Raw genomic sequence first — 16,366 nt, forward strand, 5'->3', positions numbered from 1 at the left:
TTCAGGAAGAATACTCCGCAAAGATCCCCGCCCTGGCCCTGTTGTGCAATCTGGGCTGGTCGTTTTTACCCCCGCCGAGGCCAACCAAGCCCGTAGTGGGCGCCAGGATCAGGTAGTGCTCACGGAGATACTGCGCCGGGAGCTGGGCAAACGGACCTTCCATTTCGCCGGTAAAGAGCAGCCGCTCTCGCAAAAATCCATCGACCACCTGATTGGCATAGTGTGCAGCCCAGCGCTGAACAAAGGACCGCTTGCGGCCAACGAAGAGCTGTACAACCACCTGCTCTACGGCATTTCGGTCACCGAGTTTGTCGATGGCAAAAAAGCTACCCCCACGATTGCCCTGATCGACTGGCACACCATCGAAAACAATCACTTTGCCTTTACCGAGGAATTCAGCGTAACCCGTGCCAGCGGCGTAGAGAGCCGCCGCCCGGATATGGTGTGTTTCGTCAACGGTATTCCCCTGGTAGTGATCGAGGCCAAGCGCCCGGATGGCAAGAAAGGGCCCTCTATTGACGAGGGCATTTCCCAGAGTCTGCGCAACCAGCGCCACGATGAAATCCCACAACTGTTCGCGTACAGCCAACTTTTATTGTCAGTCAACGGCGCCGAGGGCCGCTACGGCACCTGTAACACACCGGCAAAATTCTGGGCGGCCTGGCGCGAGGAGGATATCGCCGATGAGACAATGCTTGCGATAAAAAACCGCCCCCTTTCCAGCGAACAAATCCAAACCCTGTTTAAACAGCGCTCCCCGGCGGACCTGGACTGGTACCAGACCCTGATCGCCGGCGGCGAGCTGGCCCTGGGCGGCCAGGATCGGTTGTTAATCAGCTTGCTATCGCCCCAGCGGCTGCTGGAGATGGTCCGTTACTTCACCCTGTTCGATAAAAAGGCCGGCAAAATTGTCGCCCGCTATCAGCAGGTATTCGGTATCAAACGACTGTTGGAGCGCATTGCCCAACGCGGCAATGACGGTGCGCGGGAGGGCGGCGTAATCTGGCATACCACTGGCTCCGGCAAATCCTTCACCATGGTGTTTTTAAGCAAGGCGCTGATCTTCCAGCCGAGCCTCAAACAGAGCCGCCTGGTTATTGTCACCGACCGGGTGGATCTGGAGCGCCAGCTCAGCAATACCTTTGCCAGCGGCGGCGAACTGGCAGGCAAGAAAGACAAGGAAGCGGCCATGGCTACTTCCGGCAAGCGTTTGGCCGAGCAGATTGGCAGCGGCAACGAGCGCATTATCTTTTCATTGGTGCAGAAATTTACTGGCGCCACCGCCCTGCCGGAGTGTCGCAACGACAGTACCGACCTAATTGTGCTGATCGACGAGGGCCACCGCAGCCAGGGCGGCGAAAACCATATCCGTATGCGCCAGGCCCTGCCCAATGCCGCCTTTGTGGCCTTTACCGGCACGCCCCTGCTGAAAGACGACAAAACCACCAATAAATTCGGTCCCATAGTCCATGCCTATACCATGCAGCGGGCGGTGGAGGATCGCACCGTAACCCCACTGCTGTACGAAGAGCGTATCCCGGACCTGAATGTAAACGAACGCGCAATTGACCGCTGGTTTGAGCGCATTACGGTGGGGTTAAGCGAGGAGCAGCAGGCAGATCTGAAACGCAAGTTTGCCCGCAAAGGGGAGATTTACACCGCCGACGACCGCATTCGACTGATTGCCACAGATATCGCCACCCACTTTGTTAAAAACATCGATGCGGGCTTAAAAGGCCAGCTGGCCTGCGATAGCAAGGCCGCCGCCATCCAATATAAAAAGTACCTGGATGAGGCCCAGCAGCACTGGCCAGAGGCGCAGAAATTTGAGTCGGCGGTAGTGATCAGTGCACCGGATACCCGCGAGGGCAACGAAGCGGTGGATGAGTCCTCCATGCCGGAGGTGGTGAAGTGGTGGAAGGACAATGTGGGCTCGCAAAATGAGCAACACTACACCCAGGGAGTGATTGAGCGCTTCGATAAAGACGATACCCTGAAACTGCTGATTGTAGTGGACAAGCTGCTAACCGGATTTGATGAGCCCAAAAATACGGTGCTGTATATCGATAAACCGCTCAAGGAACACAACCTGATCCAGGCGATCGCGCGGGTCAACCGCCTGCACCCGGATAAAAAATTCGGCCTGCTGATCGATTACCGGGGCATCCTGGCAGAGCTGGATACCACCATGCAGAAATACCAGAATCTGGCCGCGCGCACCCAGGGCGGTTACGACATCGACGATATCGCCGGGCTCTATAGCCCCATGAGCAGCGAGTACAAGCGCCTGCCCCTGCTGTATAAAAACCTTTGGGGCATTTTCGCCGGCGTAAAAAACAAGCAGGACACCGAGCAACTGCGCCAGGTGATAGTGCCAAAAACTGAACAGCGCAATGGTGAGCTGGTCGATGTGAACCGGAAAGTGCGCGAGGACTTCTACGAAGCTCTCACTGACTTCACCACCTGCCTGAAAGTAGCCTTGCAATCGGCCACCTTCTTCGAAGATAAAAGCTTTAGCGATAGTGACCGCAAGCACTACAAACAGACAATTAAAGAGTTCGCCAAACTACGCCAGTGGGCGCTACAGCAAACCGAAAAGTCTGTGGACTACGACCACTACGCGGCCCAGGTTAAAAACCTGTTGGATAAGCATGTGGTGGGGGTAGAAATCTTACAGCCCGAAGGCAAATACGAAGTCAATAAAATGGGCAAGGCGGAGCGGCCTGAAGATTGGGGGGAGGACAAAACCCGCAACGAAACCGATATTATCAAAACCCGCGTCACCCGTATGATCGAACAGGAGTTGCGCGACGATCCCTACGCCCAGGAAGCCTTTTCCAAGTTACTGCTACAAGCGATTGAGGAGGCGGAAAAACTGTTCGATCACCCACACAAGCAGTACTTACTGTTCGAAGCTTTGGAAGCACAGGTAAAAGCCCGCAACCTGGATGAAATACCCAATGCCTTTGCCGATAATCGCCACGCCCAGGCCTATTTTGGTGTATTCAAAAAAACCTGCCGGAGGTTTTCGCGGTAGGCGATAGCCAGATACAGGATAAGTGGATCAAACTGGCCTTCGAGATCGATACGATTGTTACCCAGTCCGTAATGGAACACTCCATCAGCCCGCAAAATATTGAGAAGGATATCCATAAAAAACTGATGCCCAAATTATTTCTGGAGTGTAAATCCATCGGCAGTGGTATGGTGCAGGCCAAGAAAATGGTGGAGATGATCCTACAGATCACCCGCGTTGGTTTAAGCGGAGACTAACCTCGGCATGAATGTGCCTATTTTTTCCCAAAAAAATAACCCCAACTTCCGGCAATTGAGCTTTGCCTATGGGGATGAACGCATCACGTTTGAATGCCAACCCCGCCCCCAGGCCAGTGGGCGAGTGCTGATCAAAGTACACCCAGACTGCCGTGTGGTGGTCAGCGCACCGGAACCTATCGATAACGATGCAGTATTAAAGGCGGTAAAAAAACGCGGGCGCTGGATTTACCAGCAGCTGCGGGATTTCCGCAAAGCGCTGGAATATATAACGCCACGGCAATATATCAGCGGCGAGAGCCACTACTACCTGGGCAAGCAATATCTGCTGAAAGTCATTGAATCTGAAGACACCCAACAACAGGTGAAATTACTGCGCGGCAAGCTGGAAGTATCTGTGCGGAAAAAAGATCCCGAAAGAGTGCGCCTGCTTTTGGCCGAATGGTACAAGGCGCGCGCTAAAGAAATTTTTTACCGCCGCCTGGATACACTGCTTGAGCAGACCCTTTGGGTTTCCGGGCGCCCGCCCCTGCGTATCCTCAGTATGAAAACCCAGTGGGGCAGCTGCTCCCCCAGGGACGTATTACCCTCAATCCCCACCTGGTAAAAGCACCGCGCCAGTGCATCGACTATGTCATTTTGCACGAGCTCTGCCATATCGCCGAACACAACCACAGCGAACGATTTTACCGTTTAATGAATCAAGTGATGCCCAGGTGGGAAGGCACGAAAAACAAACTGGATGCTATGGCGAATTTGATTCTGGATGATACCCTGCCTTTTTCACCTACAAGCGGATAAATTGTCTAAATTCTCTTGTAGATCGCTGTCACAGTACGGAAAGCCGACATGCAAAAATCACCCTGGGTTGAAAACGCCATCGCAAAAGCGGATGCACACTGGCAGGCATCCAAGTCCACCATTGAAGGAAAAGTATTCAGTGATGTACAGGACAACCAGGGCCTTCAGTATGTCGATATCGTGATGGAAGGTGGCGGTATGCTGGGGATCGCCCTGGTGGGATATACCTACATTTTGGAAAAGGCGGGAATTCGGTTTCGCAAAATTGCAGGAACCTCAGCGGGTGCCATCAATGCACTCTTCTTGGCAGCGGCCGGTACACCGAGCACTGGCAAGAGCGAAAAGCTCTTGGGTATCCTGGCCAATGCGGACTTTGCCAGTTTTGAAGATGGCGAGCGCTATGCGCGCAAAACGGTACAGCGGCTGCTCAAGGGCAAAGGCTTGATGAGTAGTTTGGCATTGCACCCCTTCGATTCTATCCGCACCTTGCGGCACCTGCTCAGACATAAGGGGCTAAATCCGGGAGATACCTTTACCCAGTGGTTACAAACGGAGTTGAAACAGCTGGGCATTACCAACACCGCACAGCTCAACCAGAGAATTAACCAGTTCCCACAGCTCCTCTACCGCGGCACACCAGATCACTTGATAGGTAGCGGCGAGGTTGCCCTGGTGGCAGCGGATATCACTACAGAGACCCGCGCGGTATTTCCAGCCAAGGCGCCGCTCTACTTCGATAATCCGAGCGCAGTAAACCCCGCAGAGTTTGTGCGTGCCTCCATGTCGGTACCCGGCTTCTTTAAGCCCTACACCGTAAAGGGCATCCCCCAGTTGAATGAGTGCAATACTGTCGCTGAGAATTGGCGCAGCATTAAAGGCATCGGTGATCCCAAACGTTTTTTCCGCGCTGGCTTTCCCAAAGATATTGAATTTGTTGACGGCGGCCTTGTCTCCAACTTCCCTTTCGATATCTTCCATAAACCCATAGGCACCCCCAAATTGCCAACCTTTGGGATCAAGTTGGAAGTGGATCTGTACCAGCCAAAATCAGATAAGGTAGGAAGGTTTGCGATGGGGCTGATCAGCACTTGTCGCAATATGCTCGACAACCATGTGCGTGCGAGCTTGAACGCGGAATACCATGCACTGGTAAAAGAAATCCCCATTAACCCTACCGATACCGGAGAAAACCCGCACTGGCTGGATTTTTCTATGCCGGACCACCACTGCGAACACCTGTTCCTATCTGGCGTCAATGCAGCAATTGAGTTTTTGAATCAGGGATTCCACTGGGAGGATTACTTGGTATTGCGCCAGCCGGACTCCTTCTATACCGGGGAAAAGCTGGCTTAAGTACAGGCCCGATGCGATAGTCGCAGCGGGCCCAGTACTCTCATTTAGAAAGAGCGACGACGGTAAGAGCGGTAATCTGCACGCCAGAAGTTACGCTCTAGCAGACGCTCTAAATGCTCGCGGCTCACCTTGGGCGCAACGCCATCCAATTGCGCTTGGGCAGCCACTGCCCTGGCAATATGCATGCTCACATCGCGAATATCATTCAGGTGTGGCAATAAGGCACCCTCGCCATCTTTCACCACCGGCGCCTGCTCTGCCAGGGCGTTGGATGCTGCCATCAACATACTGTCAGTCACTTTGGATGCACCGGAAGCAATCACGCCGAGGCCAATACCCGGGAATATATAGACATTGTTACACTGCGCTACCGCATAGTGATGGCCATCGATTTCTACCGCTGCAAAGGGACTGCCAGTAGCCACCAAAGCTTCGCCCTTGGTCCAGCTGAATATCTCAGTTGGAGTCGCTTCAGCACGGGAAGTGGGGTTTGACAGCGGCATCACCAAAGGACGGCGGTGCCCCTTATGTAATGCTTCGATTACTGGCTGGGTAAACAGGCCACCCTGCCCCGACACACCAATCAGGATGCTGGGCTCAACATTGCCGATCAATGTCTCAAGGTTCCAGCTGGACACTCCATCGTACTTGCTCGGGTCCTGGGCCAGAGCTGCTTGGAAGTCGTGTAGGCCTTTCATATCGGAAGTCACAAGCCCGTAGCGATCGAACATAAAGATCTGTTCGCGAGCCTCGGCATCGGATAGACCGGCCTGCACTTTTGCACTGATGATTTGCTCGGCAATACCACACCCTGCTGAGCCGGCACCCACTATCGTCACCTTCTGCGCGGCGAGGGTTTCTTGCCAGGTCTTACAGGCAGCCAGGATAGTACCCAGTGCTACAGAAGCCGTGCCCTGGATATCATCATTAAAACAGCACAGGCGATCGCGATAGCGCTCTAACAACGGCGTGGCATTGGTTTGGGCAAAATCCTCAAACTGAACCAATACCTTGGGCCAGCGACGTTTTACCGCTTCAATAAATTGCTCCAGGAATTCATCGTACTCTTCCTGGGAAATCCGCTCATGGCGCCACCCCATATACATGGGATCATTCAGCAAAGTGCGGTTATTGGTGCCAACATCCAAGGTGACAGGCAAGGTATAAGCCGGGCTGATACCGCCACAGGCGGTATACAGGGAGAGCTTGCCAATAGGGATACCCATGCCGCCGATACCCTGGTCACCCAACCCAAGTATCCGTTCGCCATCCGTCACCACAATAACTTTGACGTTCTCTTTAGTGGCGCTGCGCAGAATATCGTCGATATATTCCCGGTCCGGATAGGAGACAAATAATCCCCGGTGGTTGCGATAAATACTGGAAAACTCTTCACAAGCTGCACCTACAGTGGGGGTGTAGATAATCGGCAGCATCTCTTCCGTATGATGTTCGATCAGATAGAAGAACAACGTCTCGTTGTCGTCCTGGATTCCCCTCAGGTAGATATGTTTTTCCAAGCCAGTCTTACACTGCTGGAATTGGAGGTAAGCGCGCTTGGCTTGCTCTTCAATCGTCTCAACGGTATTCGGCAGAAGACCGACCAAATTAAACTCGAGACGCTCTTCCAAGCTAAATGCGCTGCCTTTATTGAGCAGTGGTATTTCCAGTAGGGAGGGGCCTGCGTGGGGGATGTAAAGTGGACGCTTTTCGTTGTTACTCATATGCCTGCTTTTGCCTATCGCCCGAAGCGATGATTATTGCGTAGCCATATTTCAATATGACTGAATTAGCCAACCATGTTCTTGAAGTTGCATAAATGTGCTAACTCAACTTGAGCCGAAGACTATCTATTGTGCCGATAGATAACAAGGCCCCCGGTGTGGCCCAATTCGCGAATAAACAGAGTCGCTCAACTATGCTAGCTGTAATTTATCTTCTCTTCGCAACGAATTCTTTTAAGTTAAAAAGCGATCCGACACATTCAGGAAATGGAGCCGCCATCGATGCACAAGAGCAAAGCTGGATTAACCCTGCTCCTCTTTATTCTTGTACTCAGCCTTTATAGTTGCAGTAAAAAGCCCGACGGAGATAAAAATACAAATTCAAACGCCCGACAGACAGAGGACGCCACTCCAGAAAAACAACGGCCGCTCACGGCGATGGCACCGGAGATAGAAGCGGAGCTGGAAGCCCAACGGGACAGCAATAAACGCATCGCTCGCAATGTCTATTTTGGCGATACACATGTCCATACTGGCTGGTCGGTAGATGCGGGGTTGGATGGCGCAATTCTTACTCCAGATGACGCCTATCGATTTGCCCTGGGAGAAACTGTTACCTCCAACAGCGGACTGAAAGCCAAGCTCAGCCGCCCTTACGACTGGTTCATGATCACCGATCATTCAGACGGTATGGGAGTTATCAGCGAGATCGTCGATGGCAATCCGGAAATGATGTCCAATGCCACCTTGAAAAAATGGCGCGAGGCATTAATTTCAGGCAGTGAAGAAGCGACCAATGAAGCAAAAAGTGAAGTCATCGTGCTTCAATCAGAAGGCAAACTGCCCGAGCAAGTAATGGACCCCAAATGGATGAAATCCGCCTGGGAAAAAACCGTTGAAGCCGCAGAGAAATATTACAAACCCGGAGAGTTTTCTACCTTTATCGCCTTTGAGTGGACAGTTAACGCCGATGGTGGCGACAACCTGCACCGCAATATTATTTTTCGTGATGGCGCAGACCGCACTAAGACCCTGCTCCCCCTAACCACCTTTGATACCGAAAACCCGGTAAAACTCTGGGAGTGGATGAAAGCCTACGAAGACAAAACCGGTGGCCGAATGCTCGCCATCCCCCACAACGGCAATATGTCTAATGGCCGTATGTTTATCGAGCGGCAGTTTGATGGCTCCGAACTCACTCCGAAGTGGGCACAAATGCGCGCCCGTTATGAACCCCTTTACGAGCTAGTACAGGTAAAGGGACAAAGTGAGTCCCACCCTGCCCTCTCCCCGGAAGATGAATTTGCCAACTGGGATCTGTGGGATAGAGGCAACCTGATCTTAAAGCCCAAGCCCCCCGGTGCCCTGCAATACGAGTACTGGAGGGAGGCACTGAAGTCTGGCCTTCGCCTGGAGGAGAAGCTGGGCACCAACCCTTTCGTGCTAGGCGCAAACGCAGCTACCGACACCCATACCGGGCTTTCGACACCGGACCAGGACAACTTCTTTGGCAAGTTCAAGACCCTGGAACCCAGCAACAAGGAGCGCTGGGCGTTTCCCCTGCTCAAGGGGGTTGGTGGAGAGTACTTCGGCTGGGAACAAGCTGCCTCAGGCGTTACGGGAGTCTGGGCCAACGAGAATACCCGGGAGGCAATATGGGATGCGATGTACCGCAAAGAGACTTTCGCCACCACAGGCCCCCGGATATCAGTTCGCTTCTTTGGAGGCTATGACTATAACGATGGGGATATTCACGGTGATCTGGTCGCCAATGGCTATAAAAAAGGCGTACCAATGGGCGGGAAACTACCTCAAGCCAGTGAGGGACAGGTACCGACATTCCTTATCGCAGCACTGAAAGACCCTGAGGGCGCCAACCTGGACCGTATCCAAATCATCAAGGGTTGGCTGGATAGCAGCGGACTCACCCGGGAAAAGATCTTTAATGTGAAATGGTCTGGAAGCCGTAAGCTGGATACCGAGGGAAAACTATCCCCAGTTGGGACTACTGTGGATATGAAGACGGCGGAATACACCAACTCCATCGGCTCCCCTCAGCTAATCGCGGTATTCAAAGATCCCGACTTTAACCCCAAGGAAAGAGCCGTCTACTACCTGCGCGCCCTGGAGATACCCACACCCCGATGGACTCTATTTGACAAGGTACGCTTCGGTATTGAAATGGATGAAAAAGTACCCCTTACCCAGCAGGGGCGAGCATTCAGCTCGCCAATTTGGTATTCACCCTAGAGTTAAGGAGCCTCTGAATAACTCCGTGATACCTCTGGCTTTCAGAGCGGTTCACAATCAAGGCGCGGCTTCGCAGGAATGTCTAGACCTTTCAAGAAGTCGCAACGCGGAGTGTGAATCGCTCTGCAAGCCCCGAAGGGCGGGCCTTGAAGGCCGCACCTGCTGCGTTGCAGCTCTTGTAAAGGGCTACGGCCATTCGCGGCGAGCTGCGCCTAACATCTGCAGCCTTCAAGACTCGCAGAGGCATTACGGAGTTATTCAGAGGCTCCTTAAATAGCCCGTATATATACGCGATTCAATTACTTGATGGATATGGCTATCTGAACCTCATTTCCATCCACATACCGCTCAAAATCTGTGGTGAAAGCTCGCTGATGGGGGCAATCCTCCACAGCGAAATAACTCCAAACCTCGCCCCACAAATCAATGGCGACCTGAGGCATTTCCCCTTTGGCGGAAAACATTAGGTATTTGCCGGGCAGTATTTGAATCGACTTGAAATCCTCAGACATATCCCTCGACAACATATCTGAACATGCATACACATCAAAAAAGCCGGTATGGTCAGATTCGTAGTTGGAGTAAACACCAAATACCTTAGGGTTGCCCCTTAATTTGGGGGCAGCCTCTGCGCCGAAGCGTTCCCACATTGGCGTTATCTTTGCTGTTTTCGGGTCAGACTCATTGGCGTTCTTAGTGCGGGTATAAAAACCCACTAATTCCAGGCCTTCTAATTCTCTAACTTCCATTTCTGTGGACCAATTATTTAGTTATTCGTAGAGTGCCGAATACTATAACAGCTCTCCGGGAACTGGCCAGGCGCACACGGTCACAAGAAATCACAAGTACCTTTTCAAGCTGACTTTACAGATTTCTGCCTTACCTCTGAAGGGGGTACCCATACATCGATTTATAGAGCTGGGTAAAATAAGATTGACTTGAGAATCCGCTCTCCAGAGCTATATCGACTAAACGCTTATTGGTAGTCTTCAACTGAATATCAGCATGTTGTAACCTACGTTCGTTAATCCAAGCCTTTGGTGACTCAGCTTTAAAGACTTGGCCAAACTTATTCTTGAATGATGTGAGACTCATCCCAATCTGTTTAGCATAATTTGCTACAGACCAGTGCTGAGTAGCATTTTCCTCCATAAATCGGCGGAAACGCTCGTTCACCGGATTAACCTGCCGAAGCAGCTCGTCAGCTAAGCGACAACCGCAAGCACCCTTCAGCTTTAAGAGAAGTAATTCTTCCAGCTTTAAATAATTCAAACTCTCATCATTTAACTTGCTAAATGCACTCAGTGAGTCCAAGGTAAAGCGTGTCAGATCGCACTTTGGAAAAACAAAAGGCCCACTTTTGGGGAACGTTGTCACGCTGGATGCAAGGGCATTCTTTGCTTTAATCAGTACGCGAGAGTGTCGCTCATAAAATCGTGTCAGCATGGCCGGGCTGATACTCGCACAGATGATTATTAGGTCTTCTCCCTCAGACAAATTATCAACTGTAACATGGCTCATTTCACCCGATAGCCAGATCTCCCCCGAAGCCATAGGGAATTCGCAAGCATCACTATTGATATCAGCAACACCTGAAATCACCATTGTCAGATTAAAATCTGAAAAAAACCCAATTGAAACATTTCCATTTGGTGAAACAAGTATCTTTTGAAACCGAAACAAGTCACCTAAATACTGACTTTCAAATAAGACATTTTGCCTTATGTGAGTGTCCAAATCCTTTTGGCGAGGGGCAATCATGGAATTCACCACTAAATTTACTTCTTCTGTATCTTTACGCTTCACCTGACTCAGCTGAAGCCAAGCTCCAATCACGACACTTTTGTTTCCACTGTGCTCAGGGAGCACTCATCAAGAGATCCGTGCACGGGGTGCGTGGTCACCAAGGGGGAGACAAAGCCGCTTTCGAGTTCAGCCATTAAAACCCACAATCGTTGAATTGAGCGTTTGAAGAATCATTTGAAAGGCGGATACAGCGAAACTATTTGCAGGACTAAAGTGCCAACCTCTTTAGGAAGGGCAACTTTATTAGCCAGGATAAGGGGAAGGTCTCATAAATTAACCTATAAACAGGAACATACAATCCTGCACTACTTAGCGGGCCCTTCCAAAATTCAATTATTCTTCATGCGCGACAAAGCAAGTAGACACCCCAATGCACCCTTTACATTTATTTACACTACCTTAAACGGAACAAGAGGAGTCTCTGAGAGTGAGGGATTGTGAGGTTTAAGCATCGCCTATTCTATTAGAAATAGTGTCACCATATGAAAATTACTGACTTAAAAACCCTAAGTATTCATTAGCAGCCCGGTGGTAATGAGAGACCTCAGGTATTTGGCAAAAGATATCTAAAACAGGCCCCATAACCATCTACTGGCTTTGTAAATTATGGAAAACCCAAACAATTTGCCTGATTAAGCCCCTCACTCTGGTGTAATCACCCAAAAACCGCTAGGTAATCACAAAGATACTGCCGGGTAATGCAGCTGTTAACTTAACTACCTTTAAACTTAATAAACATTTGATTTGTACCAGGTATGATTTTTTTCTAAAATGTGAGAAGATAGCTTTTAACAATATCCCTCGGCTCGTCATGACGGACTCTGCACCAAATAGGTGCCATGGAACCAAGTGGAATATTTATTGATAAATTGAGAGAAGTTTTATATATAAACTATGCAAGCGGATAAGGTCATACCCATACTTAACTTCTATTTTTCAATTATAGATTAGTATTTATTAAGATCTTTTCTGTTAACTCTTTAATTTGCCAGTATTAGTAATCAGCAAAACACCCTAAACCAATAAACTCTTAAGCCTTTGAGATTTATGTCAACTAGTTACTCTAAAGAATTAAATCGGCTTGCCCAACTTATGTGGGAGCAAGAAGCGGAGTTGGAGCTTAAGCCCCAGGAAGAGAAAGAAGCAGCCCCTGAAAAGTCCTCAGTCAACAACGCTCCTAATGACGTTTTTTGGGGCAAATGGAAAGGGCGATATATCGTGGTAATGCGCTATATATCTGGTAGAACAACCTCCAATGTTAAGCTCCCCAATATATATGCCGATGAGGCCGATGCCCGCTCTGCCGCCCTCGATATCATTCGAAAATTTCCAGAAGCATCTATTCGCTATCTTTCAGCTAAAGAACTGGCTGTTTACCTATAGCCAACCCTTAAGAGCTTTAGTTGTTGGTTTTTGAGCAGGGTGGCTGCACTGCAGAACCGCCCTCCCTCATATTATTTTTATAGGTCACACTATCGGCAATTAATGCTTTGATATAAATTGACGAACTTCCTCCACAAATACATTGGAGGCAGGCTCACGCCCCAGGAGTAAGTGACCGTCGCTATTGAGACCAACAAATCGAGCGCCAGGTATAGCAGAAGCAATTTCACAGCCCGTTTGAACAGGAATACGCTGGTCCCCTAGTGAATGGATCACTAAAGTGGGCACATTAATCTCTTTGAGCTTGTCCCGCACATCAATACTGCCAAAAACCGATAGGAAGCGAACAGCATTTTCCGGCGAAGTAGTCAGCCGCTGAAACTCATTAAACCACTCTAATTCGCTGGCATTCGCGCTTGGCATAAATGTCGTGGAAAAAATCTGCCGATAAGCAGGGTTATCCTGCCCCCAGCCCGTCGCTGTCAGGGTCATTACTGCTTCACGCTCTTTTATCGTGGCCTCACTGGCACCTATTCGCCAACCTGCGTGATAACCCCCAAACAAAATCAGCTGCCTAACACGCTCTGGGTGTCTTACTGCATATTCAATAGATACTGCCGCTCCTTGCGATATACCTAGCAAAGTAAAGTTATCAACTTCACAGGCATCGACAACTGTCTCAAGGTCTGTAACAAACGACTCAAAAGAGATATTTTCAACTTCCCAATCCGACAGGCCATTCCCACGCTCATCGTAACGAATAAACTGGTGGTCGACAGAAAGCTCCCGAAACAATGGACTCCATATCGGAGAGTCCCAGTCATGCTCTAAATGACTCAACCAGTTTGCGGCTTTAACTATAGGAAGCCCCTCTCCCATCTTGGCATAGGCAATACGCACACCATCGCTGGCCGTACAAAACTCAACCTTCTGTTGAGTTAGCAGTTTACGCCCCGTAGCTAAATCATCACCGGATTTCTGAACTACCGACTCACCAAGCCTGCAGGGCGACCATGTAATGCCTGCTTTGCGGAATCGGTCAGCAAGCCTTGTCCGTTCGAACTCCACTTCACTACTCAATCCCAATGAGCTCAACAAATGAAGTAACTGCGTTGCAGCGTTTGGGTTAAAGGGCTCCAATGCCACCCAGCTGCGGGCCCAAGTTAACTGGTCCGGTATAGGAACGCCCGGGTGAGAGGACAAGCGGGACAGCACCCTCCCTTGCAATTGAACAATCTCTTGACGTTCAGACAGCAACCACCGTTGAAATAGCTCTTGATCGGGCAGATCGATCCCATCCAGGAAAGGCTCCTGCAGCTGTCGATGGATATCTTCCAGCTCTGCTGCCAAAACGCCGGGGGAATCAAGCTTAAGTGCTATTTCGGCAACATCAATACAAATGCCTTCCGTATCCAAGCTGACACGCTCTCTATCAGCAATGAGGCGCTCTATTTCTGGGTCGTTGACAATGGATCGAATTTTACTCAAAGACCAGCGCAGGGAGGCACGCGGATCATCGGGCAGCTCCCAAAATATCTCACATAAGCGATCTCTCCTGTGAGGTCTCGCAGCCAACAGTAAGAAAGCCAAAAGTGCTCGAGTTTTTCTTGAAGGTGGTAGATTAACTGGGCTGCCATCTCGGGAGACCAGCAGGTCGCCCAGCATTTGGATTGAGATTCCCATTGATAAGTTATTAACCCCTGAAATGTAAGGTACTAGCATTTCTCAGAGAAAGGCGCCGGTGATTTTCTCAAGGATAATTGTTAGCTGTAAACACCGTTCGCGAAAGATGTGAAACCCTCTGCCAAAAACGCTTATTCCAAGATAGACAGCAATGAGAATACCAACGGCGCAGTGAAGCTTAAATCTGGCCAAGAAAGCACACTCCATTGGGCTTCTTTAGGGGTTAGAGTGGAATCGAAGAATTAGTCTGGCTCGATAGTCTTATCAGGAGATTCTGAAAATGCCCCAAATGGACCCCAGTGAAGGGCTAGATCCCCCAATATATAATGGGCATCTACAAGAAGTAGAGCAAACATATTGAGGAGCCGGACAACCGTATCGGAAAGGAGTTAAAAACCCATTTTCAAAATCAAAACCATGTCAGTATGGGCCTTATAGCCTAGGCCAATATTTGGAGCTTTGACTCACAAAAGGCCCTTAGAAACTCATACTAAAACAAACTTACGGAAGGGTTATCAATAAAGAATCGTATGAGCCAAAAGTAGAAGGGAGAGCGACTTCGCCAGGCTTACAACCTGTGAACACCCCGCCCAACTACCTAAAACACTTTGCAAATACGCAAGCGCTACCTTACAAGTCTCAACTATCTGTCACTGTGCACAAAGATATCAAATCCCAGAGCCCTTGAAGTTCTATACAATCTAGAATCACTGTGATAATGCTCATACCACTTTCTAAATTGTGCATATTTCAGAAACTTAAACTCACCCTTATTGGGGTCAAAAAAGTAGCTTACCTTATCCGCAGATGGCTCAATGCGAAATGCCATCGCATGCCCCCACCCAGTACCTGCAGTTCTCAACATACAGTGGATGGTATTAGACTGCTGCTTGAAGCAATCTTTGGATTCAAGAGCATCAAAAGACGCAGCAAACTGATCTTTCAACGAAGGACTTTTCTTCTTCTGTGCAATACCGCTACCCGCCTGCCCAATATTGCGAAACCCCTGAGATTCCAAATATTGTTTAGTCTCCTTAATCATCTCAAAAGATGTGCTAGGCCTACCCTCAGTTCCATTTGCAAACTTAAATCGATACATAGAGGCAAATCTCTGAGCGACCACGGCTATTTTTGTATCATCAATACTGCCACCGGTAGTTAACGCATCCTGAAGCCCCGACTGAAGGGCTTTACTGACCCAGCTAACTGACAGAGCCTCACAAATCCCACCCTTGGTATGCGGATGCTTTTTGGTAATTTTTGAATAGCTTCCCTGACTGAACTTCCAGGTTAACTGCCCACCGTAATTGGACGCACTTGCATCACTATTCAGTAAACTTGGCATTTTTTATCCTCACATCACAACCGAATATTCGGCTTTATTTATATTATCCGGGCTTTATGCAAGCAATGTGCAAATTTAGTGATTAATTATTATTAGAAAAAATATCACCCGAACATTTCCTTTAAAAACCACGACAAAATTCAAAGAATGCACCTCAACCGATCAACTCATCACAAGAAAGTGACAAACAAAACACTGAGGTATCACCCACCTTTAAGAGAACCTTAAAATTAAAACGCAGCTTAGCAATGACTATATTAGTTTGAATGGTCGAAAATATAACGTTTTCAACATGCTATATTTTTACAGACTACAAGTCCACGATAAGCGATCAATGTCGCCATCAGGCAAAACAACCACAAAATAATTACTGTTATTTAAAATTCACTATAGGCAACAAGGTATTTCGGTTTACTTAAGGGGCCTCTGAATAGAGACTGGTTTTAAATATACTTATCAGTACAGCAATTTGACTAAACACCCAGTTAATTTTAAATCAACACATTGATTTAATTACCCTCGGTAAACAGGCACCAATCCGTACCTTTCGCTACACCGCATAACGTACTCAAAAGAGACATAAACAAACGATCAGAAGTAAGAATCAATGAACTTGGATCAAAAAGGCTAAAGAGCCACTACATCGTGGCTCTTTTTTGTCTCGGAGGGATATTGCTACTGTTGTGCTCCATACACGCCAGGGGAAGTTTTAACCTAGGGCGGAAGGAGTAAATACTGGAAGCTCTGG

10 protein-coding genes and 1 pseudogene are annotated in these 16,366 nt (G+C 49.2%); 6 read left to right on the forward strand and 5 right to left on the reverse strand.

The genetic code is table 11. The features are described 5' to 3' along the window. The first annotated feature begins 43 nt into the window (after positions 1 to 43). The 4 genes and pseudogenes from QT397_17670 to QT397_17685 all read left to right on the forward strand — a co-directional run bounded on the left by QT397_17670 (position 44) and on the right by QT397_17685 (position 5,427). On the forward strand, positions 44 to 3,037 hold the full coding sequence (locus QT397_17670; GenBank protein ID WNZ54705.1) for a type I restriction endonuclease subunit R: 2,994 nt from the start codon (positions 44 to 46) through the stop codon (positions 3,035 to 3,037). Positions 3,038 to 3,108: 71 nt separating this feature from the next. After that, positions 3,109 to 3,273 (forward strand): hypothetical protein, encoded by a 165-nt coding sequence (locus tag QT397_17675; GenBank protein WNZ54706.1) that lies wholly within the window; start codon positions 3,109 to 3,111, stop codon positions 3,271 to 3,273. Between the two features lie 7 nt (positions 3,274 to 3,280). After that, a pseudogene (locus QT397_17680) lies at positions 3,281 to 4,074 on the forward strand (SprT family zinc-dependent metalloprotease). A 48-nt stretch (positions 4,075 to 4,122) separates the two neighbouring features. Beyond that, positions 4,123 to 5,427 carry a patatin-like phospholipase family protein gene (locus QT397_17685; protein WNZ54707.1) on the forward strand — a complete coding sequence of 435 codons (1,305 nt, stop codon included), beginning with the start codon at positions 4,123 to 4,125 and terminating at the stop codon, positions 5,425 to 5,427. Positions 5,428 to 5,471: 44 nt separating this feature from the next. Here QT397_17685 and QT397_17690 read toward each other — a convergent pair whose 3' ends face one another. Next, positions 5,472 to 7,151 carry an NAD-dependent malic enzyme gene (locus QT397_17690; protein ID WNZ54708.1) on the reverse strand — a complete coding sequence of 560 codons (1,680 nt, stop codon included), beginning with the start codon at positions 7,149 to 7,151 and terminating at the stop codon, positions 5,472 to 5,474. A gap of 282 nt (positions 7,152 to 7,433) precedes the next feature. Between QT397_17690 and QT397_17695 the strand changes: the two genes are divergently transcribed. Beyond that, a complete protein-coding gene (locus QT397_17695) occupies positions 7,434 to 9,401 on the forward strand; it encodes a DUF3604 domain-containing protein (protein ID WNZ54709.1) in 1,968 nt (655 codons plus the stop codon). A gap of 299 nt (positions 9,402 to 9,700) precedes the next feature. Here QT397_17695 and QT397_17700 read toward each other — a convergent pair whose 3' ends face one another. Both QT397_17700 and QT397_17705 read right to left on the reverse strand, forming a co-directional pair. Next, on the reverse strand, positions 9,701 to 10,150 hold the full coding sequence (locus tag QT397_17700; GenBank protein ID WNZ54710.1) for an effector binding domain-containing protein: 450 nt from the start codon (positions 10,148 to 10,150) through the stop codon (positions 9,701 to 9,703). A 130-nt stretch (positions 10,151 to 10,280) separates the two neighbouring features. After that, positions 10,281 to 11,207 (reverse strand): AraC family transcriptional regulator, encoded by a 927-nt coding sequence (locus QT397_17705; GenBank protein ID WNZ54711.1) that lies wholly within the window; start codon positions 11,205 to 11,207, stop codon positions 10,281 to 10,283. A 1,047-nt stretch (positions 11,208 to 12,254) separates the two neighbouring features. Between QT397_17705 and QT397_17710 the strand changes: the two genes are divergently transcribed. Continuing rightward, complete coding sequence (locus QT397_17710; protein WNZ54712.1) at positions 12,255 to 12,590, forward strand: hypothetical protein; 336 nt, start codon at positions 12,255 to 12,257, stop codon at positions 12,588 to 12,590. Positions 12,591 to 12,689: 99 nt separating this feature from the next. Here QT397_17710 and QT397_17715 read toward each other — a convergent pair whose 3' ends face one another. After that, positions 12,690 to 14,273 (reverse strand): alpha/beta fold hydrolase, encoded by a 1,584-nt coding sequence (locus QT397_17715; protein WNZ54713.1) that lies wholly within the window; start codon positions 14,271 to 14,273, stop codon positions 12,690 to 12,692. Positions 14,274 to 14,916: 643 nt separating this feature from the next. Further along, positions 14,917 to 15,618: a YopT-type cysteine protease domain-containing protein gene (locus QT397_17720; GenBank protein WNZ54714.1), complete on the reverse strand. Its 702-nt coding sequence runs from the start codon at positions 15,616 to 15,618 to the stop codon at positions 14,917 to 14,919. Positions 15,619 to 16,366 lie beyond the last annotated feature (748 nt).

It is taken from the genome of Microbulbifer sp. MKSA007 (genome assembly GCA_032615215.1).
Taxonomy (GTDB): domain Bacteria; phylum Pseudomonadota; class Gammaproteobacteria; order Pseudomonadales; family Cellvibrionaceae; genus Microbulbifer.